22 protein-coding genes are annotated in these 19,780 nt (G+C 60.3%); 4 read left to right on the top strand and 18 right to left on the bottom strand.

The genetic code is table 11. From position 1 onward, the window contains the following. Positions 1-5 precede the first annotated feature (5 nt). From ACVI9W_RS06545 to ACVI9W_RS06580, 8 genes are all read right to left on the bottom strand, one after another. Positions 6-2,258: a phage tail-collar fiber domain-containing protein gene (locus ACVI9W_RS06545; protein WP_461529534.1), complete on the bottom strand. Its 2,253-nt coding sequence runs from the start codon at positions 2,256-2,258 to the stop codon at positions 6-8. Next, positions 2,251-2,859: a phage tail protein I gene (locus ACVI9W_RS06550; RefSeq protein ID WP_461529535.1), complete on the bottom strand. Its 609-nt coding sequence runs from the start codon at positions 2,857-2,859 to the stop codon at positions 2,251-2,253. Before ACVI9W_RS06550 ends, ACVI9W_RS06545 begins: the two co-directional genes overlap by 8 nt. Position 2,860: 1 nt before the next feature. Further along, positions 2,861-3,742, bottom strand: a complete 882-nt coding sequence (locus ACVI9W_RS06555; protein ID WP_461529536.1) for a baseplate assembly protein — start codon at positions 3,740-3,742, stop codon at positions 2,861-2,863. Beyond that, positions 3,739-4,065, bottom strand: coding sequence for a GPW/gp25 family protein (locus ACVI9W_RS06560; protein ID WP_422417539.1), 327 nt, complete (start codon positions 4,063-4,065; stop codon positions 3,739-3,741). The genes ACVI9W_RS06555 and ACVI9W_RS06560 overlap by 4 nt, the downstream gene beginning before the upstream one ends. Positions 4,066-4,135: 70 nt before the next feature. Continuing rightward, positions 4,136-4,696 (bottom strand): phage baseplate assembly protein V, encoded by a 561-nt coding sequence (locus tag ACVI9W_RS06565; protein WP_461529537.1) that lies wholly within the window; start codon positions 4,694-4,696, stop codon positions 4,136-4,138. Beyond that, on the bottom strand, positions 4,693-5,211 hold the full coding sequence (locus ACVI9W_RS06570; RefSeq protein WP_461529538.1) for a hypothetical protein: 519 nt from the start codon (positions 5,209-5,211) through the stop codon (positions 4,693-4,695). The genes ACVI9W_RS06565 and ACVI9W_RS06570 overlap by 4 nt, the downstream gene beginning before the upstream one ends. Continuing rightward, complete coding sequence (locus tag ACVI9W_RS06575; protein WP_422417545.1) at positions 5,208-5,564, bottom strand: phage holin family protein; 357 nt, start codon at positions 5,562-5,564, stop codon at positions 5,208-5,210. The genes ACVI9W_RS06570 and ACVI9W_RS06575 overlap by 4 nt, the downstream gene beginning before the upstream one ends. A 469-nt stretch (positions 5,565-6,033) precedes the next feature. Then, positions 6,034-6,777, bottom strand: a complete 744-nt coding sequence (locus ACVI9W_RS06580; RefSeq protein ID WP_461529539.1) for a LexA family transcriptional regulator — start codon at positions 6,775-6,777, stop codon at positions 6,034-6,036. A 158-nt stretch (positions 6,778-6,935) separates the two neighbouring features. Between ACVI9W_RS06580 and mutS the strand changes: the two genes are divergently transcribed. The 3 genes from mutS to ACVI9W_RS06595 all read left to right on the top strand — a co-directional run bounded on the left by mutS (position 6,936) and on the right by ACVI9W_RS06595 (position 10,283). Beyond that, positions 6,936-9,503 (top strand): DNA mismatch repair protein MutS, encoded by a 2,568-nt coding sequence (gene mutS / locus ACVI9W_RS06585; RefSeq protein WP_461529540.1) that lies wholly within the window; start codon positions 6,936-6,938, stop codon positions 9,501-9,503. A 140-nt stretch (positions 9,504-9,643) separates the two neighbouring features. Further along, positions 9,644-9,967, top strand: coding sequence for a ferredoxin FdxA (gene fdxA / locus ACVI9W_RS06590; RefSeq protein WP_003252355.1), 324 nt, complete (start codon positions 9,644-9,646; stop codon positions 9,965-9,967). Continuing rightward, the gene (locus tag ACVI9W_RS06595; protein WP_461529541.1) at positions 9,930-10,283 is read left to right on the top strand and encodes a hypothetical protein; all 354 of its coding nucleotides are present in this window, start codon (positions 9,930-9,932) and stop codon (positions 10,281-10,283) included. Before fdxA ends, ACVI9W_RS06595 begins: the two co-directional genes overlap by 38 nt. Positions 10,284-10,497: 214 nt before the next feature. Here ACVI9W_RS06595 and rpoS read toward each other — a convergent pair whose 3' ends face one another. The 8 genes from rpoS to ACVI9W_RS06635 all read right to left on the bottom strand — a co-directional run bounded on the left by rpoS (position 10,498) and on the right by ACVI9W_RS06635 (position 17,663). After that, positions 10,498-11,505: an RNA polymerase sigma factor RpoS gene (gene rpoS, locus ACVI9W_RS06600; RefSeq protein WP_038613944.1), complete on the bottom strand. Its 1,008-nt coding sequence runs from the start codon at positions 11,503-11,505 to the stop codon at positions 10,498-10,500. A 107-nt stretch (positions 11,506-11,612) separates the two neighbouring features. Next, on the bottom strand, positions 11,613-12,494 hold the full coding sequence (locus tag ACVI9W_RS06605; protein WP_038613945.1) for a peptidoglycan DD-metalloendopeptidase family protein: 882 nt from the start codon (positions 12,492-12,494) through the stop codon (positions 11,613-11,615). Between the two features lie 180 nt (positions 12,495-12,674). Then, positions 12,675-13,331: a protein-L-isoaspartate(D-aspartate) O-methyltransferase gene (locus ACVI9W_RS06610; protein ID WP_461529542.1), complete on the bottom strand. Its 657-nt coding sequence runs from the start codon at positions 13,329-13,331 to the stop codon at positions 12,675-12,677. 20 nt (positions 13,332-13,351) lie between these two features. Next, on the bottom strand, positions 13,352-14,101 hold the full coding sequence (surE, locus tag ACVI9W_RS06615) for a 5'/3'-nucleotidase SurE (protein ID WP_038613949.1): 750 nt from the start codon (positions 14,099-14,101) through the stop codon (positions 13,352-13,354). Next, entirely contained in the window at positions 14,089-15,147 is a 1,059-nt protein-coding gene (truD, locus tag ACVI9W_RS06620) for a tRNA pseudouridine(13) synthase TruD (protein WP_461529543.1), read from the bottom strand. Before truD ends, surE begins: the two co-directional genes overlap by 13 nt. Next, positions 15,144-15,617, bottom strand: coding sequence for a 2-C-methyl-D-erythritol 2,4-cyclodiphosphate synthase (gene ispF / locus ACVI9W_RS06625; RefSeq protein ID WP_461529544.1), 474 nt, complete (start codon positions 15,615-15,617; stop codon positions 15,144-15,146). The genes truD and ispF overlap by 4 nt, the downstream gene beginning before the upstream one ends. Before the next feature lie 76 nt (positions 15,618-15,693). Continuing rightward, entirely contained in the window at positions 15,694-16,542 is an 849-nt protein-coding gene (gene fghA, locus ACVI9W_RS06630) for an S-formylglutathione hydrolase (protein WP_461529545.1), read from the bottom strand. 8 nt (positions 16,543-16,550) lie between these two features. Beyond that, positions 16,551-17,663 carry an S-(hydroxymethyl)glutathione dehydrogenase/class III alcohol dehydrogenase gene (locus tag ACVI9W_RS06635; RefSeq protein ID WP_038613959.1) on the bottom strand — a complete coding sequence of 371 codons (1,113 nt, stop codon included), beginning with the start codon at positions 17,661-17,663 and terminating at the stop codon, positions 16,551-16,553. Between the two features lie 106 nt (positions 17,664-17,769). Between ACVI9W_RS06635 and ACVI9W_RS06640 the strand changes: the two genes are divergently transcribed. Further along, positions 17,770-18,666 (top strand): LysR substrate-binding domain-containing protein, encoded by an 897-nt coding sequence (locus ACVI9W_RS06640; protein ID WP_461529546.1) that lies wholly within the window; start codon positions 17,770-17,772, stop codon positions 18,664-18,666. Between the two features lie 67 nt (positions 18,667-18,733). On the opposite strand, the gene ispD is transcribed toward ACVI9W_RS06640, so the two are convergent. Continuing rightward, positions 18,734-19,441 (bottom strand): 2-C-methyl-D-erythritol 4-phosphate cytidylyltransferase, encoded by a 708-nt coding sequence (ispD, locus tag ACVI9W_RS06645; protein ID WP_038613964.1) that lies wholly within the window; start codon positions 19,439-19,441, stop codon positions 18,734-18,736. Further along, positions 19,438-19,716 carry a cell division protein FtsB gene (gene ftsB / locus ACVI9W_RS06650; RefSeq protein WP_038613966.1) on the bottom strand — a complete coding sequence of 93 codons (279 nt, stop codon included), beginning with the start codon at positions 19,714-19,716 and terminating at the stop codon, positions 19,438-19,440. Before ftsB ends, ispD begins: the two co-directional genes overlap by 4 nt. Positions 19,717-19,780 lie beyond the last annotated feature (64 nt).

Genomic DNA, 19,780 nt, shown 5'->3' on the forward strand with positions numbered 1-19,780 from the left:
CTTCCTTAGTACTTGATGCATGCGAGTAGCGCTACGTTGCGCGGACGCGCTTCGATACCGCCATTTGCGGCGATCGTCGCGACGTGGGTATGCGCGCCCCCATTAGAAGCGGTACCGTTAAAGGTATGGGTATGTGCACCGGCACTAAGTGTAGAAACAACCGGGGCACCAGCCCCACCGGCAGAGTTGACCGGGGTACCTGTTGTACGCGCATCGGTAGTGTTTGGCAGTGGATGGGTATGCTCCCCCCCACTAGCAGTGGTACCGGAGACGGTATGAGTATGTGCACCGTCCGCTGCAATTGTTGCAATGTGACCGTGGCTCAGGTTCTGGGACGCTTGTGCAGAACCCTGCAGGCGGCCAGGGTCTATGCCGCGCCCATCATCAAGGCCACGGATAAACTCAGCGCGAAGATCCGGCAGACCGAAAGTAGTGCTGCCATCACCAACACCGTAGGTAGTTCCGATTACAGCAAATAGATTCGCGTGGGTGACACGACTTAGCAGCGCACCGTTGGCTTTGAGATATCCCTCCGGCGGTACGGCACCAGAAACGTAGACAATGCTACCGGTAGGTAACCCACCATCGAGCCGTGTCCAGCCCGTCCATACATTCTCATAACAGCTACGGGCGTAAACGGCGTTGCCATTGTTGTATTGAATTGCCAACTGCGAACGATTTGCTGTATTCGAGATAGTCGAATAGAAGGTTGTTGTGATGTGCCAGTGATATCTGGCATCTGGTGTCTTGGCATGATTGGACAAAATGACCTGATTCACCGCTAAATCCGGGTCTTGAGTAACAACCCCTTGGTTCAGACCACTCACCGCATTGAGGGCTGCGGCAAGGCCTGCGATATCAGTCATTGTATGGCTATGAGATACCGCCGCCGCGCCTAGCGTTGCCCGAGCGACTACATCAGTCGCGTCATCCAGCAGGGTGCGCATGAATGCCGACAATGGCGTCATTGCAAACTGATTGGTACCAGTGCTGTAAATCATCTGGTTCGCGGCGATACTCAGCCCAGACATTGCAGTAAGCGCTGTGTTCAACGGCTGTTTGTTCGCCAGAGCATTGGTCATGGTCGCTGCAAAATTCGCGTCATTGCCCAATGCTGCCGCAAGCTCGCTCAAGGTATCGAGTGCAGCGGGTGACGATGCGATCAACGCCTTGACTGCCGCCTGCACAAACGCCGTGTTCGCCAACTGATTGGTGTTGGTTCCCGCCGCAGCCGTAGGCGCAGTGGGCACCCCGGTGAGCGCCGGACTGGCCAAGGGCGCTTTGAGAACCAACATTTGGTCGGTCTGGGACTTGGTATATACATCGGTCAGCCCATAACCTGCGACTGTAGTAGGGCTGGTTGCTGCCACCACACGGCCGCAAACATCCACTGTAACGCTACGATAGGTGCCAGCCGCAACACCGGTTCGGCCGAATGCCATTTCGAAGACCAACGCCGAAACACCTAGGGCAATCGGCCCGTCGGTCACTAACTGCCAGGCACTGTCACCGTTGACAGCCCCCTTTTCCACTTGCACCAATAGACCAGGCGTAACCTTGGTGCTGGTATCGGCATCGCTACAGCGCGTCCAAGCACTGCCTGCTACTACCAGATACAAGCCGTTGTCTTTGGCCGCAGACTGATTCTTCACCAGGACACGCGCACCGGCGGGCAGGGCCACACCATCGACCGTCTGCAGCCCACTCAAGGTGATGGCCGCAGTGGTGGCGGCCATCACCGAATGTTTGAAATCCTGCCTGGCCAGTTCCTCGGTCACCCATTCCCTGGTTGCCAATACAACACTTGGGTCAATTTTGAGCTGCACATTGCTGGAGCTACTCACAATCAAGTTCATCCGCACCACCTGGGTACGGCCGGAGCCCTGATTGAGCAATGGTTTATAGGTCGGTGCGCAGTTGGCTAGCGCGACCATGTCACCGTCTGCGTCGTACAGCGCCAGCTCGCGAATCCAGCGCCCCCCCACATCGGCCGGAATCACCTGCTCAGCGACGATGACCGCGCTGTTCTTGTCGTCCACTTTAAGCTGGTTCAATGGCGCTCGGCGCCACTCATTGAGCAAGGCTCGTGCGCTGGCATCGGGCATTGGCAACGCCGGGTTATCCAATCCGGCCGGGTTGCCATCGCCAACCGCCATTTGGGTGATTTTCCAAGGGATGCCCAGTGCATCCGCATTGGCCTGCTTCGCAGCCCCTACAGCGGTAAGGATCGCGTAAAACTGAGAAGTTTGATCAACCATGATAAACGTCCAGATAGTCAATGATGTGCTCGCGTCCACCGCGCCCAATTGTGCCAGTGACCTCGATGTCAGCAGCTTGTGGGGGGTAGACGTCGAGTTCGTCGCCGTCGAAGACCGAGGCGGTCATATGCAGTACCCCTGTGCTTTCCAGACTGATAACCAGCCCTGTCAGATGCCGACTCACTGGCCGGGCGTCGTCAATGAGCCATGAAAGCTGTTGATAGGTCTGCTCGCTAATTCCCTCGCCGGACACACCGATCTTCAACGCAAAGGTGCCCGGCACGCCCTGAGGCTGGGCCTGGAACCATTCCTCCACCTCGATCAGGTAACCAAACGGCTCCACCACCCGGCGCAACGCGCCGATGGTGCCTTTATGCGCATGCACGTAGAACGCCGAGCGAATCACCGAGCGCTTGATTGCCTCCGGCCAGGTTTCGTCCCAGCGATCCACCGACCAGGCCCAGGCCAGCTGGTGTAGCAGGTGCGCCGGGCAGGTGTCCGGGTTGTACAGGGCGCGTAGCGGTATCTCGGTAACTTCAGCACCAGCGGCTTCGATGGCCTGTTCAAGCGCGGTGCTGTTGAGCGGGAGCAAGCTGTTCATCTCAACTCCCCCGCGTCACGCTGATGCCTTCGCACCAGGCCGCTTGCGCCATGCTCGGGCGGATATCAGTCCAGTTGTTCAGATCGACCCGGCTGACGCCATTGATATGCAACTGGGCATCCACCCCCGAGCGCGCCACTTCAACGCCAAGGCGCCGGCGGGGATTGACCCAGGTTTGCAGACGGCGATTGCATTCGGCCAGGGTCGCTTCAATTTCCGGACCATTGCCGCTCATATGCACCACGGCATCGATACGGTACGGCAGGATTTCGGCGCTCTGCACGGTCAGGCGGTCAGCCACCGGGCGCACATCGTCATCGTTGAGCCGGGCCTGCACGGTTTCCAGTAATGCAGGAGCCGCCACGCCATTGCCCTCCAGGGCCAACACCGTCACCACCACGACCGCTGGCGACGGGCTCTGCGCAGTAGCATCGGCCACCTGGCCGGAGGCATTGCGGGCATGCAGGATGTAGCTGTTGCGTGGCCCTGCGGTGGTCAAACCTTCATAGACCAACTGAATCCGCTCACGCAGGGCATCATCCTCTTCGAGAACCTCTGGCGTCGGCGGTACCGTACCCGGGTTCTCGGCCTGCACCACCAGGCGCTCAAGACGCACATTGGCGGCGAGTTGATCGAGGTCTGTGCCTTGCGCATACGCCAGCAACAGCGCCTTGGCGGCATCGTTGACCCGCGCCCGGTTGAGCAGCTTGCGATAGGCACCGACTTCCAGCAGTTTTGTCACCGGGTCGCTCTCCAGCAACGCGTCCCAGTTGTCGCCCATGTGCGACCGGAAGGTCGCCAGGTCCTCCTGGAAGATGGTCTCGAAATCGAGGTCTTCCAGCACCTGCGGCGCGGGCAGCGCCGAAAGATCCAGACTGCTCATGCCGTCACCTCCAACAACTGGCTATCGCCCAGGTACTGTCCGCTGAGCTGCAGGCTGATCTGCCCGCCCGTCACCGCCAGCACCCGGACCCGCTCCAGTTTCAGGCGTGGCTCCCAGCGTGCGAGGGAACGCGCCACTTCGGCCTGCACCGCACTTTTCCAGCCGTCATTGACCGGCAGATCGACAAAGCGTCGTAGCGCGCTGCCATAGGCCGGACGCATGCGCCGGCTGCCCAGCGGTGTGGTCAGGATGTCTTCAATGGATTGGCGCACATGCTCGATGCCCGACAGCGATGCACCGGTTCGGCGATTCACTCCGATCATCGGCTTACTCCTTCATTAGCGTGGCCATGATTTCTCCAGGCGTAAAAAAGCCCGCGTCGGCGGGCTGGGTTCAATGCTTGTGGTTGGCGGTGTTGCCGCCGGTGTCGATGATCTTGCCGCCGCCAAGGATGTCGCCGGTTACCCGTAGCATCCCGTTGACCTGCACCTCACCGGTCAGGGAAATGTTGGTGGCTTGGGCAACAATGGAGTCGGCGGTGACCACTGCCGAACTGCCACCGACTTTTAGAGTCAGGGTGCCGCCGGGCAGCTCGATGGTGTAGCTGCTGGCCTGCCAGTCATAGACCAGCGAGCCGCCGTCGGCGAAGCGCCAGACCTCGACATGGTCGCGGTTGTCCGGTTGATCGCCGGCGTTTCCGTACAGACCGGGTATGAAAGTACCTTGCGCGGGCTCACCGCTCGGGCTGACCAGCACACCTTGCTCATCAAGGCTGGGCGATCGCCAATGCCGCGTCTTGCCAGCGGCCAGGCTGTGCCAGCGGACCCAGGTGCTGGTCCAGCCGGCGCCGTCGGAAACCCGTACTTTGGCAGCGGCAAGATCGACCGCAACCACCCGACAAGGGATGATCAATGCCGCCAACATGCGGTCATGGGCTGCACTGGCGTAGCTCATGCCAGGTCCCCCGGTGACTGGTAACTGCCTTCATTACCAAGGCCGGTGTCGGGGCTGAAGGCGAAAGCCAACGGCCCCGGCTCATCGGCCCACGGCCATTGCACGCTTCCCAGGTGCAAGACCTGCTCCCATTGCACCCGCCATTCGACCGCAACGGGCGAAGCCGGGATGGCAAGAACAGGCAGGGCCTGCACCTGTTGTGTCTCCTCGACGAAATCCAGCCCCCAGAACTGCTTGCGCAGCAGTACAGCCAGCTGAGTTGCCAGGGTAACGGCCTGCAAAGACGCCTGTGGAAGGTTGCTATCGACCAGGATGCGTGCCTCGAAAGTCGCCACGATGCAGGAGCGGCCATCGCCAGGATCAATGCCCGGCTTCAGGCCGGTGATGGCATGCAACAGTGCTGGCAATGTTGTGCTTTGGTTAGCAGGCACATAGGCCTCAACGGTTTCGAGCACAGGCAAAGCGAGCTTGATGCTGGCAGTGATAGCCTCATGCAAAGTCGTCAGCTCGTTCACAATTGCTCCTCCTTGCTGGCAGGTTTGTTGAAGTCCTGCGCCTCTACCCCCAGCCGCCGCGCCGCCCAACGCTCATACAAGCCGATCGCCACATCGGCTCCTGCCATCGCGGTCAGGCAGCCAAAAGCACTGGCAGTCCAGATCGACATGCCGCTGGCATACAGCAGCATTACCGTGGACACCCCGCAGACCATGCAGGCCCCTGAGCGCAAAAGCAGACGCCGGACCAGCGCCCAACCTCGGGCGCCGGCCTTGTCGGCGCGCCACATTTCTCCGGAAATGCCGCCCAGCAAGGCCAGGACGATCACCAGCCAGATCGGCATTTCCAGTAACGTCTGTTGCTCGTTTGTCACTGTCCTGTCTCCTTGAGTAGTTCCGCTCGGCACCTTGCCTGCGGCGTGTGTTGTAGAACCGATAACCCGGCATTCCAAAAAGCCCGGTCGCCCAGGCTTTTCAGTAATGCGTTGTCGAACCGCCCGCCACGACTGGTGCCCGGGCAACTCCGCTTCAAATTGTTCTTCCGACCGCGGCCGCCTGCCCGCCGGATAACTGCTTGTGGTGCTTTACGCTGCACACCCGGGCCAGTTGCCAACCCTCTGAACAGTTCAGGCCTGTCCATCGCTGCCTTTGTCACTGCCGGTGTCGACCGGCTTGAGACAAAGATTATGCATTGATGCATATGCAGTCAATGCATTTGTGGAAATATTTATGCATAGGAAAATGCGAATATGCATGTAGGCCTTATGCCGTGGGGCCTGGAGTGCTTTTCAGTAGACGAAAAAAAACCCGCCGAAGCGGGTTTTCTGGTTGTCGGGATGTGAATCAGCGGGCGTACATGCCCCACCAGAACACATGACCGAGAATGCTGATCTGCTCTTCCTGCATCTGCTGGAAGCTGTAGTCTTCATCCGGGTGTTCATCGCGGTTGAAGCTGCGCAGGCGTATGCCGGTAGGCAGGCGATACAGCTGTTTCACCCGCAGTTGACCATTGTGATTGATGGCGTACAGGTCGCCATCGACGATATCGCCGATGCCACTCTTGCCGGCGTTGACGCCCACCGTGGCGCCATCGCGCAACACTGGCAACATGCTGTTGCCACGTACGGTGACGCATTTGGCCTGGTCGAATTGCACGCCGTTGTGACGCAGGCTGCGCTTGCCGAAGCGCAGGCTGGCCTTCTCGCTTTCTTCAATGACGAATCGTCCTGATCCTGCTGCCAACTCGACCTCGCGAAGAAACGGAATGGATACCTCGTCGTCCTCGACGGGCGTGTCGTCATCCCACAGGCTGATATCGCGCAACTCGGCATGACTGCGCCCGGGCGCGGCCTGGCGGCTTTCACCGAGCTCGACGCGACCACGCAGTTGATCGGTACTTACCCCGAAATACTCAGCGATCTTCGACACATGCTTGTCGGAAGGATCGACGATCTTCTCGCTGAGAATGCGCGACAGGGTGGATTGCGGCACGCCAGTACGCCGGTGCAGCTCCGTGGGGGAGATACCGTGACGGTCGAGCAGTGCTCTCAAGACGGATGCTACGTTGCGTTTTTGCATAATTTGCATAATGCAATCGCTTGATACGAAATGCAAATGCCAATATGCACGAAAATGCATGGACAAATGGTCGCGCGCGGCTGTTCGCCTCGGCATCGCAGACAAAATCCCTGTACCATTGCCCGCTTGCCTTTGGTCTAAACGACACTGCGAGCCAAGTTTCTGTAATGAGCGATCTTTCCGCACACACCCCGATGATGCAGCAGTACTGGAAGCTGAAAAACCAGCATCCGGATCAACTGATGTTCTACCGCATGGGCGACTTCTACGAAATCTTCTATGAAGATGCGAAGAAGGCCGCAAAACTCCTGGACATTACCCTGACTGCCCGCGGGCAATCGGCGGGCCAATCGATCCCCATGTGCGGTATCCCCTTCCACGCGGCCGAGGGCTACCTGGCCAAGCTGGTGAAGCTGGGCGAATCGGTGGTGATCTGCGAACAGATCGGCGACCCGGCCACCAGCAAGGGCCCGGTCGAGCGCCAGGTGGTGCGCATCATCACCCCGGGCACAGTCAGCGACGAGGCGCTGCTCGATGAGCGCCGCGACAACCTGATCGCCGCCGTACTGGGTGACGAGCGCCTGTTCGGCCTGGCCGTGCTGGATATCACCAGCGGCAACTTCACCGTGCTGGAGATCAAGGGCTGGGAAAACCTGCTGGCCGAGCTTGAACGCATCAATCCGGTCGAGCTGCTGATCCCGGATGACTGGCCACAAGGCCTGCCGGCCGAAAAACGCCGTGGCGCCCGCCGCCGTGCACCGTGGGACTTCGACCGCGACTCGGCACGCAAGAGCCTTTGCCAGCAGTTCGCAACCCAGGACCTCAAAGGCTTCGGCTGCGAGAAGCTGACCCTGGCCATCGGCGCTGCCGGTTGCCTGCTGGGCTACGCCAAGGAAACCCAGCGCACTGCCCTGCCGCACCTGCGCAGCCTCAAGCATGAACGCCTGGACGATACCGTGGTGCTCGACGGCGCCAGCCGCCGTAACCTCGAGCTGGATGTGAACCTGGCCGGCGGTCGCGACAATACCTTGCAGTCGGTCATCGACCGTTGCCAGACCGCCATGGGCAGCCGTCTGCTGAGCCGCTGGCTGAACCGTCCGCTGCGTGACCTGAAAGTGCTGCAGGCGCGCCAGGGTTCGATTCGCTGCCTGCTCGACAGCTACCGCTTTGAAAAACTGCAGCCGCAGCTCAAGGAAATCGGCGACCTCGAACGGATCCTTGCTCGTATCGGCCTGCGCAACGCCCGTCCACGAGACCTGGCGCGCCTGCGCGATGCCTTGGGCGCCCTACCTGAATTGCAAAACGCCATGGCGGAGCTCGAAGCACCGCACCTGGCGCGCCTGGCGGCCATCACCGGCACCTACCCGGAACTGGCCGACCTGCTGGAAAAAGCCATCATCGACAACCCGCCCGCGGTCATCCGTGACGGCGGTGTGCTGAAAACCGGCTACGACAGCGAACTGGACGAACTGCTGTCCATGAGCGAGAACGCCGGTCAGTTCCTTATCGATCTGGAAGCGCGGGAAAAAGCCCGCACCGGCCTGGCCAACCTCAAGGTCGGCTACAACCGTGTGCATGGCTACTTCATCGAGCTGCCAAGCAAGCAGGCCGAACAGGCGCCTGCCGACTACATTCGGCGGCAGACGCTCAAGGGTGCCGAACGCTTCATCACCCCGGAACTGAAAGTCTTCGAAGACAAGGCGCTGTCGGCCAAGAGTCGCGCCCTGGCCCGCGAGAAGATGCTCTACGACGCGCTGCTGGAAACCTTGATCGGTCATCTGGCGCCCCTGCAAGACACCTCCGCGGCCCTGGCTGAGCTGGATGTGCTGAGCAACCTCGCCGAGCGTGCGCTGAACCTGGACCTGAACTGCCCGTCCTTCGTCGACGAGCCGTGCATGCGCATCAGCCAGGGTCGCCATCCGGTGGTCGAGCAGGTACTGACCACGCCGTTCGTGGCCAACGACCTGGCACTGGACGACAACACCCGCATGCTGGTGATCACCGGCCCGAACATGGGCGGTAAATCCACCTACATGCGCCAGACGGCCCTGATTGTGCTGATGGCGCATATCGGCAGCTTCGTACCGGCAGCCAGCTGCGAGCTGTCGCTGGTCGACCGCATTTTCACCCGGATCGGCTCCAGCGACGATCTGGCTGGCGGGCGCTCGACCTTCATGGTCGAAATGAGCGAAACCGCCAACATCCTGCACAACGCCACCGATCGCAGCCTGGTGCTGATGGACGAAGTCGGCCGTGGCACCAGTACCTTCGACGGCCTGTCCCTGGCCTGGGCCGCTGCCGAACGTCTGGCGCAACTGCGCGCCTACACGCTGTTTGCCACTCACTACTTCGAACTCACGGTGCTGCCGGAGAGCGAACCTCTGGTGGCCAACGTGCACTTGAACGCCACCGAGCACAACGAGCGCATCGTGTTCCTGCACCATGTGCTGCCGGGCCCTGCCAGCCAGAGCTACGGCCTGGCCGTGGCGCAACTGGCGGGCGTACCGACGCCGGTGATCCAGCGCGCGCGCGAACACCTGGGCCGGCTGGAAACCGCCAGCCTGCCGCATGAAATGCCTGCAGTGCCCAAGGGTGCACCAGATGTTCCGCACCAGAGCGACCTGTTTGCCAGCCTGCCTCACCCGGCCATCGAGAAGCTCGGGAAGCTCGACCTGGACAACATGACGCCGCGTCAAGCTATCGAAATGCTCTATACACTGAAGACTCTGTTATAACGCGAGCCCGCACAAGCTGATAGAATCCCGCGCGGTTTGGCGGTGCTGCAGGTTACTAGCCTGGCTTGCAGCCGAACGACCAAACCGAGCGACCCTGTCTGGAAGGGTATCGCTGCCGTCGCCTGAGGAGAGAATTAGAAATGACCTTCGTCGTCACCGACAACTGCATCAAGTGCAAGTACACCGACTGCGTAGAAGTCTGTCCGGTGGACTGCTTCTACGAAGGCCCGAACTTCCTGGTCATTCACCCGGATGAGTGCATCGACTGTGCACTGTGCGAGCCTGAATGCCCTGCCCAAGCCATTTTCTCGGAAGACGAAGTGCCAAGTGGCATGGAGAACTTCATCGAGCTCAATGCCGAGCTGGCAGAGATCTGGCCAAACATCACCGAGCGTAAGGATGCCCTGCCGGACGCTGAAGAGTGGGATGGCAAACCAGGCAAGATCGCCGACCTGGAGCGTTAAGCGCTCCGGATCAATAAAAAAGGCCCTTCAAGGGCCTTTTTTCATGTTTATTGCAGGCAAAAAAAGGGGCGGTTTAACCCGCCCACATTTTTTCCGTAGTCCCTTTGTTCCCTTTCATCATCCTGATGAATCGCATCCTGCGATGTCCCTGGCCTTCATCCTTGAGAGCCTGTGTCAGTCCGTAGACACAGTTGAGATACTAGCGTCTGCAGTATTTCCTTCAACAGGTCAAAGCTCTCAAAAAGCTGCAGAAATGTATCTGAAACAAACAATAGATTTGTTATTTATCAATAACTTACAAAAACAACCACAGTGAAAACGACAACGTTTTACTAAAACCTATAGCGATGACTTACATAACGGGTAAGCGAAGGCTTACACGGAAAACAACTGTGCCAACAGCAATTGAGGCTTTCGACTAAACCCGGATGTTTCCCAGGCAACAACAGGAAATGCCTCCCTGTGGCCTGTTTCGTACACAAACAAAAACGCCTCGATCATGTCGAGGCGTTCTTTGCTACAAGCAGTGCTTACTGGAACAGCGACTCACTGGACAGGCCATTCTTCTCGAGGATCTCACGCAAGCGCTTGAGGCCCTCTACCTGGATCTGGCGAACCCGTTCACGGGTCAGGCCTATCTCCAGCCCGACATCTTCCAGGGTGCTGCTTTCGTGCCCACGCAGGCCGAAACGGCGAATCACCACCTCGCGCTGCTTGTCCGTCAGCTCGCTCAGCCATTGGTCGATGCTCTGGGACAGGTCATCATCCTGGAGCAGCTCGCAAGGGTCGGTAGGGCGGTCGTCGGTCAGGGTATCGAGCAGGGTCTTGTCGGAGTCCGGCCCCAGGGACACATCCACCGACGATACACGCTCGTTGAGCCCGAGCATGCGCTTGACCTCTCCAACTGGTTTTTCCAGTAGGCTGGCGATCTCTTCCGGGGACGGTTCGTGATCGAGCTTCTGGGTCAGTTCGCGTGCCGCGCGCAGGTAAACGTTGAGCTCCTTGACCACATGAATCGGCAAGCGAATCGTGCGGGTCTGGTTCATGATTGCCCGTTCGATGGTTTGCCGGATCCACCAGGTGGCATAGGTAGAGAAACGGAAACCACGCTCAGGGTCAAACTTCTCGACCGCGCGAATCAACCCCAGGTTGCCCTCTTCGATCAGGTCCAGCAGCGAAAGCCCACGATTCACATAACGCCGGGCGATTTTCACCACCAGACGCAGGTTGCTCTCGATCATGCGCTTGCGCCCGGCCGGATCGCCACTTTGCGAAAGGCGCGCAAAATGAACCTCTTCCTCTGGCGAGAGCAAAGGCGAAAAGCCGATTTCATTGAGGTACAACTGGGTTGCATCAAGCGCACGGGTATAATCGATGTACTTGTGCTGCTTGAGCGTAGAGCCTTGTTTGGCCCTGGTCCGAACCGAAGATACAGCAGGTTCGTCTGACACCACATCCGTTTCCAAAACGATGCCCGTCTCCATCAGGAGCACTTCATCGTCGATGTCAAACTCCGGCACTTCTTTACTGAGAGCCATTGTTATAGTCCTTTGCTGAGTTCGAACTCAGACTCGAGCGGCGCCGATATCCTTGGCAACGCTGGAGCCTGTCCCCTCTACGCGAGGAACAGGCCGGGTACTAGCAATCAACGACGCGGCAGGAATTGCAGCGGATCAACAGGTTTGCCCTGGCGGCGAATCTCAAAATGCAGCTTCACCCGGTCTGTGCCCGTGGAACCCATTTCGGCAATTGTCTGCCCAACTTTGACCTGCTGTCCCTCCCGAACCAAAAGCCTGCGGTTGTGACCGTAGGCACTGACGTAGGTGTCGCTGTGCTTGATGATGACCAACTCGCCGTAGCCCCGCAAGCCACTCCCGGCGTAGACAACTGAACCATCAGACGCAGCAAAAACAGGCTGTCCCAAATCACCGGCGATATCAATGCCTTTATTCAAACTGCCGTTTGAAGCAAATTTCCCAATCAGCACACCCGTGGCCGGCCATGCCCAACCGCCTACGGCTCGCTCGGCAGCAGGCACCTGAGCCGGCGCGGTAGTGGTTACTACAGGCGCTGGCGTGGATGTCACGGGAGTCGTCACAGGCGCTGTCGCAGGCTTGGCTGGAGTGCCGGCCGGACGCGTGGTGATCGTGGTTTTACTCGAAGGCGATGATGAAGTGGTGACCACGGTGGTGGTCGCGCTGGCAGGTCCACTGGTGCGGCCATCGAAGCGGATCGCCTGGCCTGGGCGGATGGTATACGGCGCAGCGATGCCGTTGCGGGCAGCCAGGGCCTTGTAGTCCCAGCCATAACGAAAGGCGATGGAGTACAGGGTGTCACCAGGGCGCACCACATACTGGCCACTGGTGGTAACAGGACGCTTGGCCACCGGCGCGTTGCGATCGACCACTCGCGCACTGTTGGTCGACGTGCTGGAACAACCCGAAAGCAGTGAACCCGCGGCAAGTGCAATCACCAGAAGCTTGACGCTCGAAAATCCCCTGCGCTGCTGATTGATTGTGTGCCCCACCCGCCGCTCCCTCTCATGGTGACTGTTGCGAAAATGCAATATTGTTTCAATTATAACCGAGCACATGCGCCTTGCGGATGCCAGGCTTGCGCAAAATGTGAACCCTGACAGAACAGGGTAGCCCGCCAGATAGACAGGGCAATACCGGAGGAATTCGCTGGTGCTGAAAAAAAGTCCTGATCAGGCCAGCGGGCCGGTCAGCAACGGCACGAAACGCACGGCGCCGAGCACCTGCTGCGAAAACCCATGCTCTTCACGCACGATCAGCATCAAATGCTGGGTGTCGCCTGTCGGCCCCACCGGAATGACCATACGCCCGCCCGGGGCGAGTTGATCAAGCAAGGCCTGCGGGACTTCCGGCGCCACCGCCGTAACGATGATGCCGTTGTAAGGCGCCAGTGCCGGCCAGCCTTCACAGCCATCGCCCCAGCGAAACACCACGTTGCGCAGGTTGAGCTCGGTCAGTCGTTCCTTGGCGCGATCCTGCAGCACCTTGATGCGCTCCACGGAGAACACCCGCTCGACCAGTTGCGCGAGAATGGCGGTCTGATAGCCCGAACCGGTGCCGATCTCCAGCACCTTGTCCAGAGGCCCCGCCTGCAGCAGCAGCTCACTCATGTGCGCGACCATGAAGGGCTGGGAAATCGTCTGGTTGTTGCCGATCGGCAGTGCAGTATCTTCATAGGCGCGGTGTGCCAGCGCCTCGTCGACAAACAGGTGACGCGGCGTACGCCGCAGCACATCGATCACTTTGGGGTTGGACACGCCTTCTTCGATCAACCGCTGAATCAGCCGCTCACGGGTTCGTTGCGAGGTAAAACCGATACCATGGCGCATCAAATCCTCCTGTTCACGCATCAGAGCAGCCCCTCCAGCCAACCATCCAGGCGCTCGAAAGCGTCGTTGAACGTGCGGTCGAGCTGCAACGGGGTGATCGAAACATAACCCTGCATCACCGCATGAAAATCCGTGCCCGGGCCGCCGTCCTCGGCATCACCGGCCACCGCGATCCAGTAGCCCTCCTTGCCCCTCGGGTTGACCACCTTGGTCGGCGCCGCAGCGCGGGCGCGATGCCCCAGGCGCGTCAACTGGATACCGCGGATATGCTCGAGCGGCAAATTGGGAATATTCACATTGAGCACTGTTCGCGGCGGTAACTCCAGCGTCTTGTGCGCCTCGACCAGCTTACGCGCGATATAGGCGGCGGTCGGCAGGTTGTCCGGCAGGCGCGAGAGCAACGAGAAAGCGAAGGAAGTACCACCAAGGAAGCGCCCTTCCAACGCGGCGGCCACCGTACCGGAGTACAGCACGTCATCGCCCAGGTTGGCGCCCAGGTTGATCCCCGATACCACCATGTCCGGTGTCTGTTCCAACAGACCGTTGAGCCCCAGGTGCACGCAATCGGTCGGCGTGCCATTGAGGCTGATGTAGCCATTGGCCAGGGTCTGCGGGCACAAGGGGCGGTCAAGCGTCAGGGAACTGCTGGCGCCGCTCTTGTCTTGATCCGGGGCAATCACCACACAGTCGGCATAGTCCGCCAGCGCAGCATGCAGCGCGGCAAGTCCGGGGGCGGTAACGCCGTCGTCGTTAGAAATCAGAATACGCATGGGCTGTCCGTCTGCCCTGCCGACACCAGATCAACAAGCTCGCGCACCACCACGGTGGCAAAGCATCCGGCCGGAAGGACGAATTCCAGTTGCAGAATATCAGGCTCGGGATAATGCCACGTCAGACCGCCAATGGGCAGTCGCAGGATGCGGCGTTCGTGACTCATGCCCGCCCGCGCCAACCACTGGCACAACGACGCATGCTGCTCACCGATGCGCTGTTCGAGTTCGCCAGTGGCGCCGCTGGCGGCTGACTGCCCCTCGCCCCACAGCGGGCCGGTGGGATGCAGGTCAAGAATGGCCAGGCGCGGATCGGAACACTCCGCTTCGCCAGCCGGAAAAAAGCTACGGCTGTCGGTAAAGGCCAACAGGTCGCCGACCTGGGCGCGCTGCCAGCTGCCATCGGCTACGCGTTGCGCCAGCACCTGGTTAAACAGATAACTGCGTGCACTGGAAAGCAGCCGTGAACGCACATTGCGCTGTTCCGGCAGCGCCTGGCGCCCGGCCCAGTCACGGGCATCGTGAACATTGCCGCCGGCATGGCCGAAGCGCTGGGTGCCAAAATAGTTGGGAACACCCTGGCTGCGCAGTTGTTCCAGGCGTGCATTCAACGCCGCATGATCGGCACTCAGAGCGGTCAGGCGCAAGGTGAAACCGTTGGCCGAATGGGCGCCGCGTTGCAACTTGCGCGAGTGCCGGGCCTGCTTGAGGATGCTCAGGGTTTCATTTTCCGCCGCGCTCAGGTCCGGATCGGCCTTGCCTGGCAGGTGCAGGCTGAACCATTGACGGGTCAGGGCCTGACGATCCTTGAGACCGGCATAGCTGATGTTGCGTAGCGGCACACCAGCAGCCCGGGCCAGACGGCGCGCAGCTTCTTCGGTATTGAGGTCGCGTTTTTCGACCCACAGCCACAGGTGCTCACCATTGCCGGACAAGGGAATGTCGAGGACTTCGTCAACCTGGAAGTCTTCGGCGGTGGCCTTGAGAATCGCGCTGCCCAGCGCCGGACCCGATGCACGCGGGCCGAGAAGTTCCAGTTCGGTCATGCTGGCAGCAACAAGGCGACAGCGTGGACGGCAATGCCTTCTTCACGACCGGTGAAGCCCAGCTTCTCGGTGGTGGTGGCCTTGACGTTGACCTGATCCAGTTCGACCTGCAGGTCTTCGGCAATCAACTGGCGCATGGTATCGATATGCGGGGCCATCTTCGGCGCCTGGGCAACGATGGTGGCGTCGACATTGCCGACTTTCCAGCCTTTGGCCTGGACGATGTTGATCACATGCCGCAACAGCACACGACTGTCTGCGCCCTTGAACTGCGGGTCGGTGTCGGGGAAGTGCTTGCCGATATCGCCCAGCGCCGCGGCGCCGAGCAGGGCATCGCTCAGGGCGTGCAGCAATACATCGCCATCGGAATGGGCCAGCAGCCCGAATTTGTGCGCAATGCGCACCCCACCCAAGGTGATGAAATCGCCTTCCGCGAAACGGTGCACATCGTAGCCGTGGCCAATACGCATAAAAAAACGCCCTGATTGAGTCAGGGCGTGATTCTACCTGCTTTGCCGGGCCTTGGGCTCATTTGTAGGACTGCCCCTACAACAAACCCAGGGCCACACCATGATGGCGCAGGTGTTCATCGATAAAGCTGGCAATGAAGTAGTAGCTGTGGTCATAACCTGGCTGCAGGCGCAGCTCAAGGGGGTGACCCGCCGCCTTCGCCGCCTGGACCAATACCTGGGGTTTGAGCTGGTTTTCGAGGAAATCGTCACGATCCCCTTGATCCACCAGTAACGGCAAACGCTCCTGAGCATCAGCGATCAGCACACTGGCATCCCATTCACGCCAGCGCGCCCGGTCTTCACCGAGGTAGCGGGAGAACGCCTTCTGCCCCCAGGGGCAATCCATCGGGTTGCTGATCGGGGCGAACGCCGACACTGACTGATAACGCCCAGGATTGCGCAGCGCACAGACCAGCGCGCCATGCCCCCCCATGGAGTGCCCACTGATGCCGCGACGATCTGACGCAGGGAAATGCGCCTCAACCAGCTTCGGCAGCTCCTGCACGACATAGTCATGCATACGGTAGTACTGGGCCCAAGGCTGCTCGCTGGCATTGAGGTAGAAGCCAGCACCCAGGCCAAAGTCCCAGGCACCATCGGGATCACCCGGCACCTGAGGTCCGCGTGGACTGGTGTCAGGGGCGACGATGATCAACCCCAACTCGGCGGCGAGCTTGTGCGCCCCCGCCTTCTGCATGAAGTTCTCGTCGGTGCAGGTCAGGCCGCTGAGCCAGTACAGCACCGGCAATTTGCCGCCCTGCTCCGCTTGCGGCGGCAGGTACACGGCAAACACCATGTCACAACCAAGCACCTCGGAGCGGTGGCGGTAACGCTTGTGCCAGCCGCCGAAACTCTTCTGACAGGAAATGTTTTCCAGGCTCATGGCAAACCTCAGAAATGGATGACGCTGCGAATGCTCTTGCCTTCATGCATCAGGTCGAAAGCCTTGTTGATATCTTCCAGGCCCATGGTGTGGGTAATGAAGGTATCCAGCGGGATCTCACCTTTTTCTGCCATTTCCACGTAGCTCGGCAGCTCGCTGCGGCCACGCACGCCGCCGAACGCCGAACCGCGCCAGACCCGGCCGGTCACCAGTTGGAACGGACGAGTGGAAATTTCCTGGCCAGCGCCGGCGACACCAATGATCACCGACTCACCCCAGCCCTTGTGGCAGCATTCCAGCGCGGCGCGCATCAGTTGTACGTTACCTACGCACTCGAAGGAGAAGTCCACACCGCCGTCGGTGAGGTCAACGATGACTTCCTGGATCGGGCGGTCGTAGTCCTTTGGATTGACGCAATCGGTGGCACCCAGTTGTTTGGCAATTTCGAACTTGCCCGGGTTGATGTCCACGGCAATGATCCGCGCCGCCTTGGCCTTGACCGCACCAATGATCGCCGACAGGCCGATGCCACCGAGACCGAAGATGGCCACGGTATCGCCCGGTTTGACCTTGGCGGTATTGAGCACCGCACCGATGCCGGTGGTGACGCCACAACCCAGCAGGCAGACCTTCTCCAGCGGCGCTTCTTTCTGGATCTTGGCTACGGAGATTTCCGGCAGCACGGTGTACTCGGAAAAGGTCGAAGTCCCCATGTAGTGGAACAGTTGCTGACCCTTGTAGGAGAAACGCGTGGTGCCATCAGGCATCAGACCCTTGCCCTGAGTGGCACGAATGGCCTGGCACAGGTTGGTTTTGCCGGAACGGCAGAATTTGCACTGGCCGCACTCGGGGGTGTACAGCGGGATCACATGATCGCCGACGGCAACCGAGGTGACGCCTTCACCCACCGCTTCGACGATGGCACCGCCTTCGTGGCCCAGAATCGACGGGAAGATACCTTCAGGGTCTGCACCGGACAGGGTGTAGGCATCGGTGTGACAGACACCGCTGGCGACAACGCGCAGCAGCACTTCGCCAGCCTTGGGCATGGCCACGTCGACTTCGACGATCTCCAGCGGTTTCTTGGCTTCGAAGGCAACGGCGGCACGGGACTTGATCATTAATCTTCTCCAGCAAAGGGTCAGTTCAGGCTCGAAGTGTAATTCATCGTCATTTGATTAATAATCAGGCCAAAGACAAAACATTATTGCCATACAGGGATAATCAATGAGCAGCCGCTGGGAAGGCATCGACGAATTTGTCGCGGTGGCCGAGTCAGGTCAGTTCACCGCTGCGGCCGAACGCCTCGGGGTTTCCTCTTCACATATCAGCCGCCAGATCGCCCGCCTGGAAGACCGCCTGCAAACCCGCCTGCTCTATCGCAGCACGCGCAAGGTAACCTTGAGCGAAGCCGGGCAGACCTTCCTGCAGCATTGCCAGCGCCTGCAGGATGGCCGCGAGGAAGCCTTGCGCGCCATCGGCGACCTCACCAGCGAGCCCAAAGGTTTGCTGCGCATGACCTGTGCGGTGGCCTATGGCGAGCGCTTCATCGTACCGCTGGTGACACGCTTCATGGCGCTGTACCCACAGCTGCGGGTCGATGTCGAACTGAGCAACCGCACACTGGATTTGCTGCACGAAGGCATGGACCTGGCGATTCGCCTGGGCCGCCTTCAGGACTCACGTCTGATTGCAACGCGCCTGGCGCCAAGACGCATGTACCTGTGCGCCTCGCCGGCATATCTGGAGCGTTATGGTCGACCGCACAGCGTGTCGGAACTGGCTCGGCACAATTGCCTGATCGGCAGCTCGGATATCTGGACGCTGCAGCAGGATGGACGTGAGCAAGGCCTCAGGGTGCAAGGCAACTGGCGTTGCAACAGTGGCCAGGCGGTGCTGGATGCGGCGTTGCAGGGGATGGGGTTGTGTCAGTTACCAGACTACTACGTGCTTGAGCACCTGAAGACCGGGTCGCTGGTTTCGTTGCTTGAGGCCCAGCAACCGCCCAACACCGCGGTGTGGGCGCTGTACCCGCAGCAACGGCATTTGTCACCGAAGGTGCGCAAGCTGGTGGATTATTTGCGTGAGGGGCTGGCGTTGTTGCCTGAGTATCGTGGGGCCTAGAAAAGTATCGCGGGGCAAGCCCGCTCCCACAGGGGCGGTGGGAGCGGGCTTGGCCCGCGATAGACCTTCAGCCGCGCTTGGCCCAGCGCTGACGCAGCCACTCCAGGTCTTCCGGCCGGGTCACCTTGATGTTGTCACTGCGCCCTTCAACCAAGCGCGGCGCCTGCCCGGCCCACTCGATGGCCGAGGATTCATCGGTGATCGCCACATCCGCCACCAGGCTGTCGGCCAGCGCCCGGTGCAAGGTGCCCAGACGAAACATCTGCGGGGTATAAGCCTGCCACACGGTACTGCGGTCGATGGTGGCGCTGACTCGCCCCTTGGCGTCGGCGCGCTTGAGGGTATCGCGGGCCGGCACGGCCAACAGGCCACCTACCGGATCGTCGGCAAGTTCGAACAGCAGGCGGTCAAGGTCGCTGCGTGCCAGGTTCGGACGGGCGGCATCGTGTACCAGCACCCAGTCGCTGTCCGCCGCGCCCTGGGCGTGCAACAGCAACAAGGCGTTGAGCACCGAGTCGGCGCGCTCCTGGCCACCAGCGGCGCGCTGGATACGTGGGTCACTGGCGCAGCGCAAGCCGGGCCAGTAAGGATCGTCAACGGCAACGCTGACCACCACCCCTTTGACACAGGGATGGTCGAGGAAACAGTCGAGGCTATGCTCGAGAATGGTCTTCCCGCCCAATTGCAGGTACTGCTTGGGGCGGTCGGCAGCCATGCGGGCACCAACGCCCGCGGCGGGAATCACGGCCCAGAAGGCCGGCAAGGTCTGGTTCATTGGGCAAGCTGGTAGAGGGTTTCACCCTCCTTGACCATACCTAGTTCATGGCGAGCCCGTTCTTCGACGGTTTCCATACCTTTTTTCAACTCCAGTACTTCAGCATCAAGCACACGGTTACGTTCCAGCAGACGCTCGTTTTCGGCGTGCTGGTCGGCGATCTGTTGCTTGAGCTCGGTGACATGGGCCAGGCTGCCATTGCCCACCCACAGGCGATACTGCAGGCCACCAAGCAGCAGGAGCAGGACGAGGAACAACCAATAGGGACTGCGCATCAGGGTATCCAGTGGAAAAAGACCGCCACCTCTGCAGGGCACTGATGGCACGAAGCCTGGCCGA

The sequence above is a fragment of the Pseudomonas sp. 210_17 TE3656 genome, from assembly GCF_054821965.1.

What these genes read in the sequence shown, in the direction of transcription:
- ACVI9W_RS06545 (WP_461529534.1), bottom strand. Translation starts at nt 2,258, where the DNA reads ATGGTTGATCAAACTTCTCAGTTTTACGCGATCCTTACCGCTGTAGGG.
- ACVI9W_RS06550 (WP_461529535.1), bottom strand. Translation starts at nt 2,859, where the DNA reads ATGAACAGCTTGCTCCCGCTCAACAGCACCGCGCTTGAACAGGCCATC.
- ACVI9W_RS06555 (WP_461529536.1), bottom strand. Translation starts at nt 3,742, where the DNA reads ATGAGCAGTCTGGATCTTTCGGCGCTGCCCGCGCCGCAGGTGCTGGAA.
- ACVI9W_RS06560 (WP_422417539.1), bottom strand. Translation starts at nt 4,065, where the DNA reads ATGATCGGAGTGAATCGCCGAACCGGTGCATCGCTGTCGGGCATCGAG.
- ACVI9W_RS06565 (WP_461529537.1), bottom strand. Translation starts at nt 4,696, where the DNA reads ATGAGCTACGCCAGTGCAGCCCATGACCGCATGTTGGCGGCATTGATC.
- ACVI9W_RS06580 (WP_461529539.1), bottom strand. Translation starts at nt 6,777, where the DNA reads ATGCAAATTATGCAAAAACGCAACGTAGCATCCGTCTTGAGAGCACTG.
- mutS (WP_461529540.1), top strand. Translation starts at nt 6,936, where the DNA reads ATGAGCGATCTTTCCGCACACACCCCGATGATGCAGCAGTACTGGAAG.
- fdxA (WP_003252355.1), top strand. Translation starts at nt 9,644, where the DNA reads ATGACCTTCGTCGTCACCGACAACTGCATCAAGTGCAAGTACACCGAC.
- ACVI9W_RS06595 (WP_461529541.1), top strand. Translation starts at nt 9,930, where the DNA reads ATGGCAAACCAGGCAAGATCGCCGACCTGGAGCGTTAAGCGCTCCGGA.
- rpoS (WP_038613944.1), bottom strand. Translation starts at nt 11,505, where the DNA reads ATGGCTCTCAGTAAAGAAGTGCCGGAGTTTGACATCGACGATGAAGTG.
- ACVI9W_RS06610 (WP_461529542.1), bottom strand. Translation starts at nt 13,331, where the DNA reads ATGCGCCATGGTATCGGTTTTACCTCGCAACGAACCCGTGAGCGGCTG.
- surE (WP_038613949.1), bottom strand. Translation starts at nt 14,101, where the DNA reads ATGCGTATTCTGATTTCTAACGACGACGGCGTTACCGCCCCCGGACTT.
- truD (WP_461529543.1), bottom strand. Translation starts at nt 15,147, where the DNA reads ATGACCGAACTGGAACTTCTCGGCCCGCGTGCATCGGGTCCGGCGCTG.
- ispF (WP_461529544.1), bottom strand. Translation starts at nt 15,617, where the DNA reads ATGCGTATTGGCCACGGCTACGATGTGCACCGTTTCGCGGAAGGCGAT.
- fghA (WP_461529545.1), bottom strand. Translation starts at nt 16,542, where the DNA reads ATGAGCCTGGAAAACATTTCCTGTCAGAAGAGTTTCGGCGGCTGGCAC.
- ACVI9W_RS06635 (WP_038613959.1), bottom strand. Translation starts at nt 17,663, where the DNA reads ATGATCAAGTCCCGTGCCGCCGTTGCCTTCGAAGCCAAGAAACCGCTG.
- ACVI9W_RS06640 (WP_461529546.1), top strand. Translation starts at nt 17,770, where the DNA reads ATGAGCAGCCGCTGGGAAGGCATCGACGAATTTGTCGCGGTGGCCGAG.
- ispD (WP_038613964.1), bottom strand. Translation starts at nt 19,441, where the DNA reads ATGAACCAGACCTTGCCGGCCTTCTGGGCCGTGATTCCCGCCGCGGGC.
- ftsB (WP_038613966.1), bottom strand. Translation starts at nt 19,716, where the DNA reads ATGCGCAGTCCCTATTGGTTGTTCCTCGTCCTGCTCCTGCTGCTTGGT.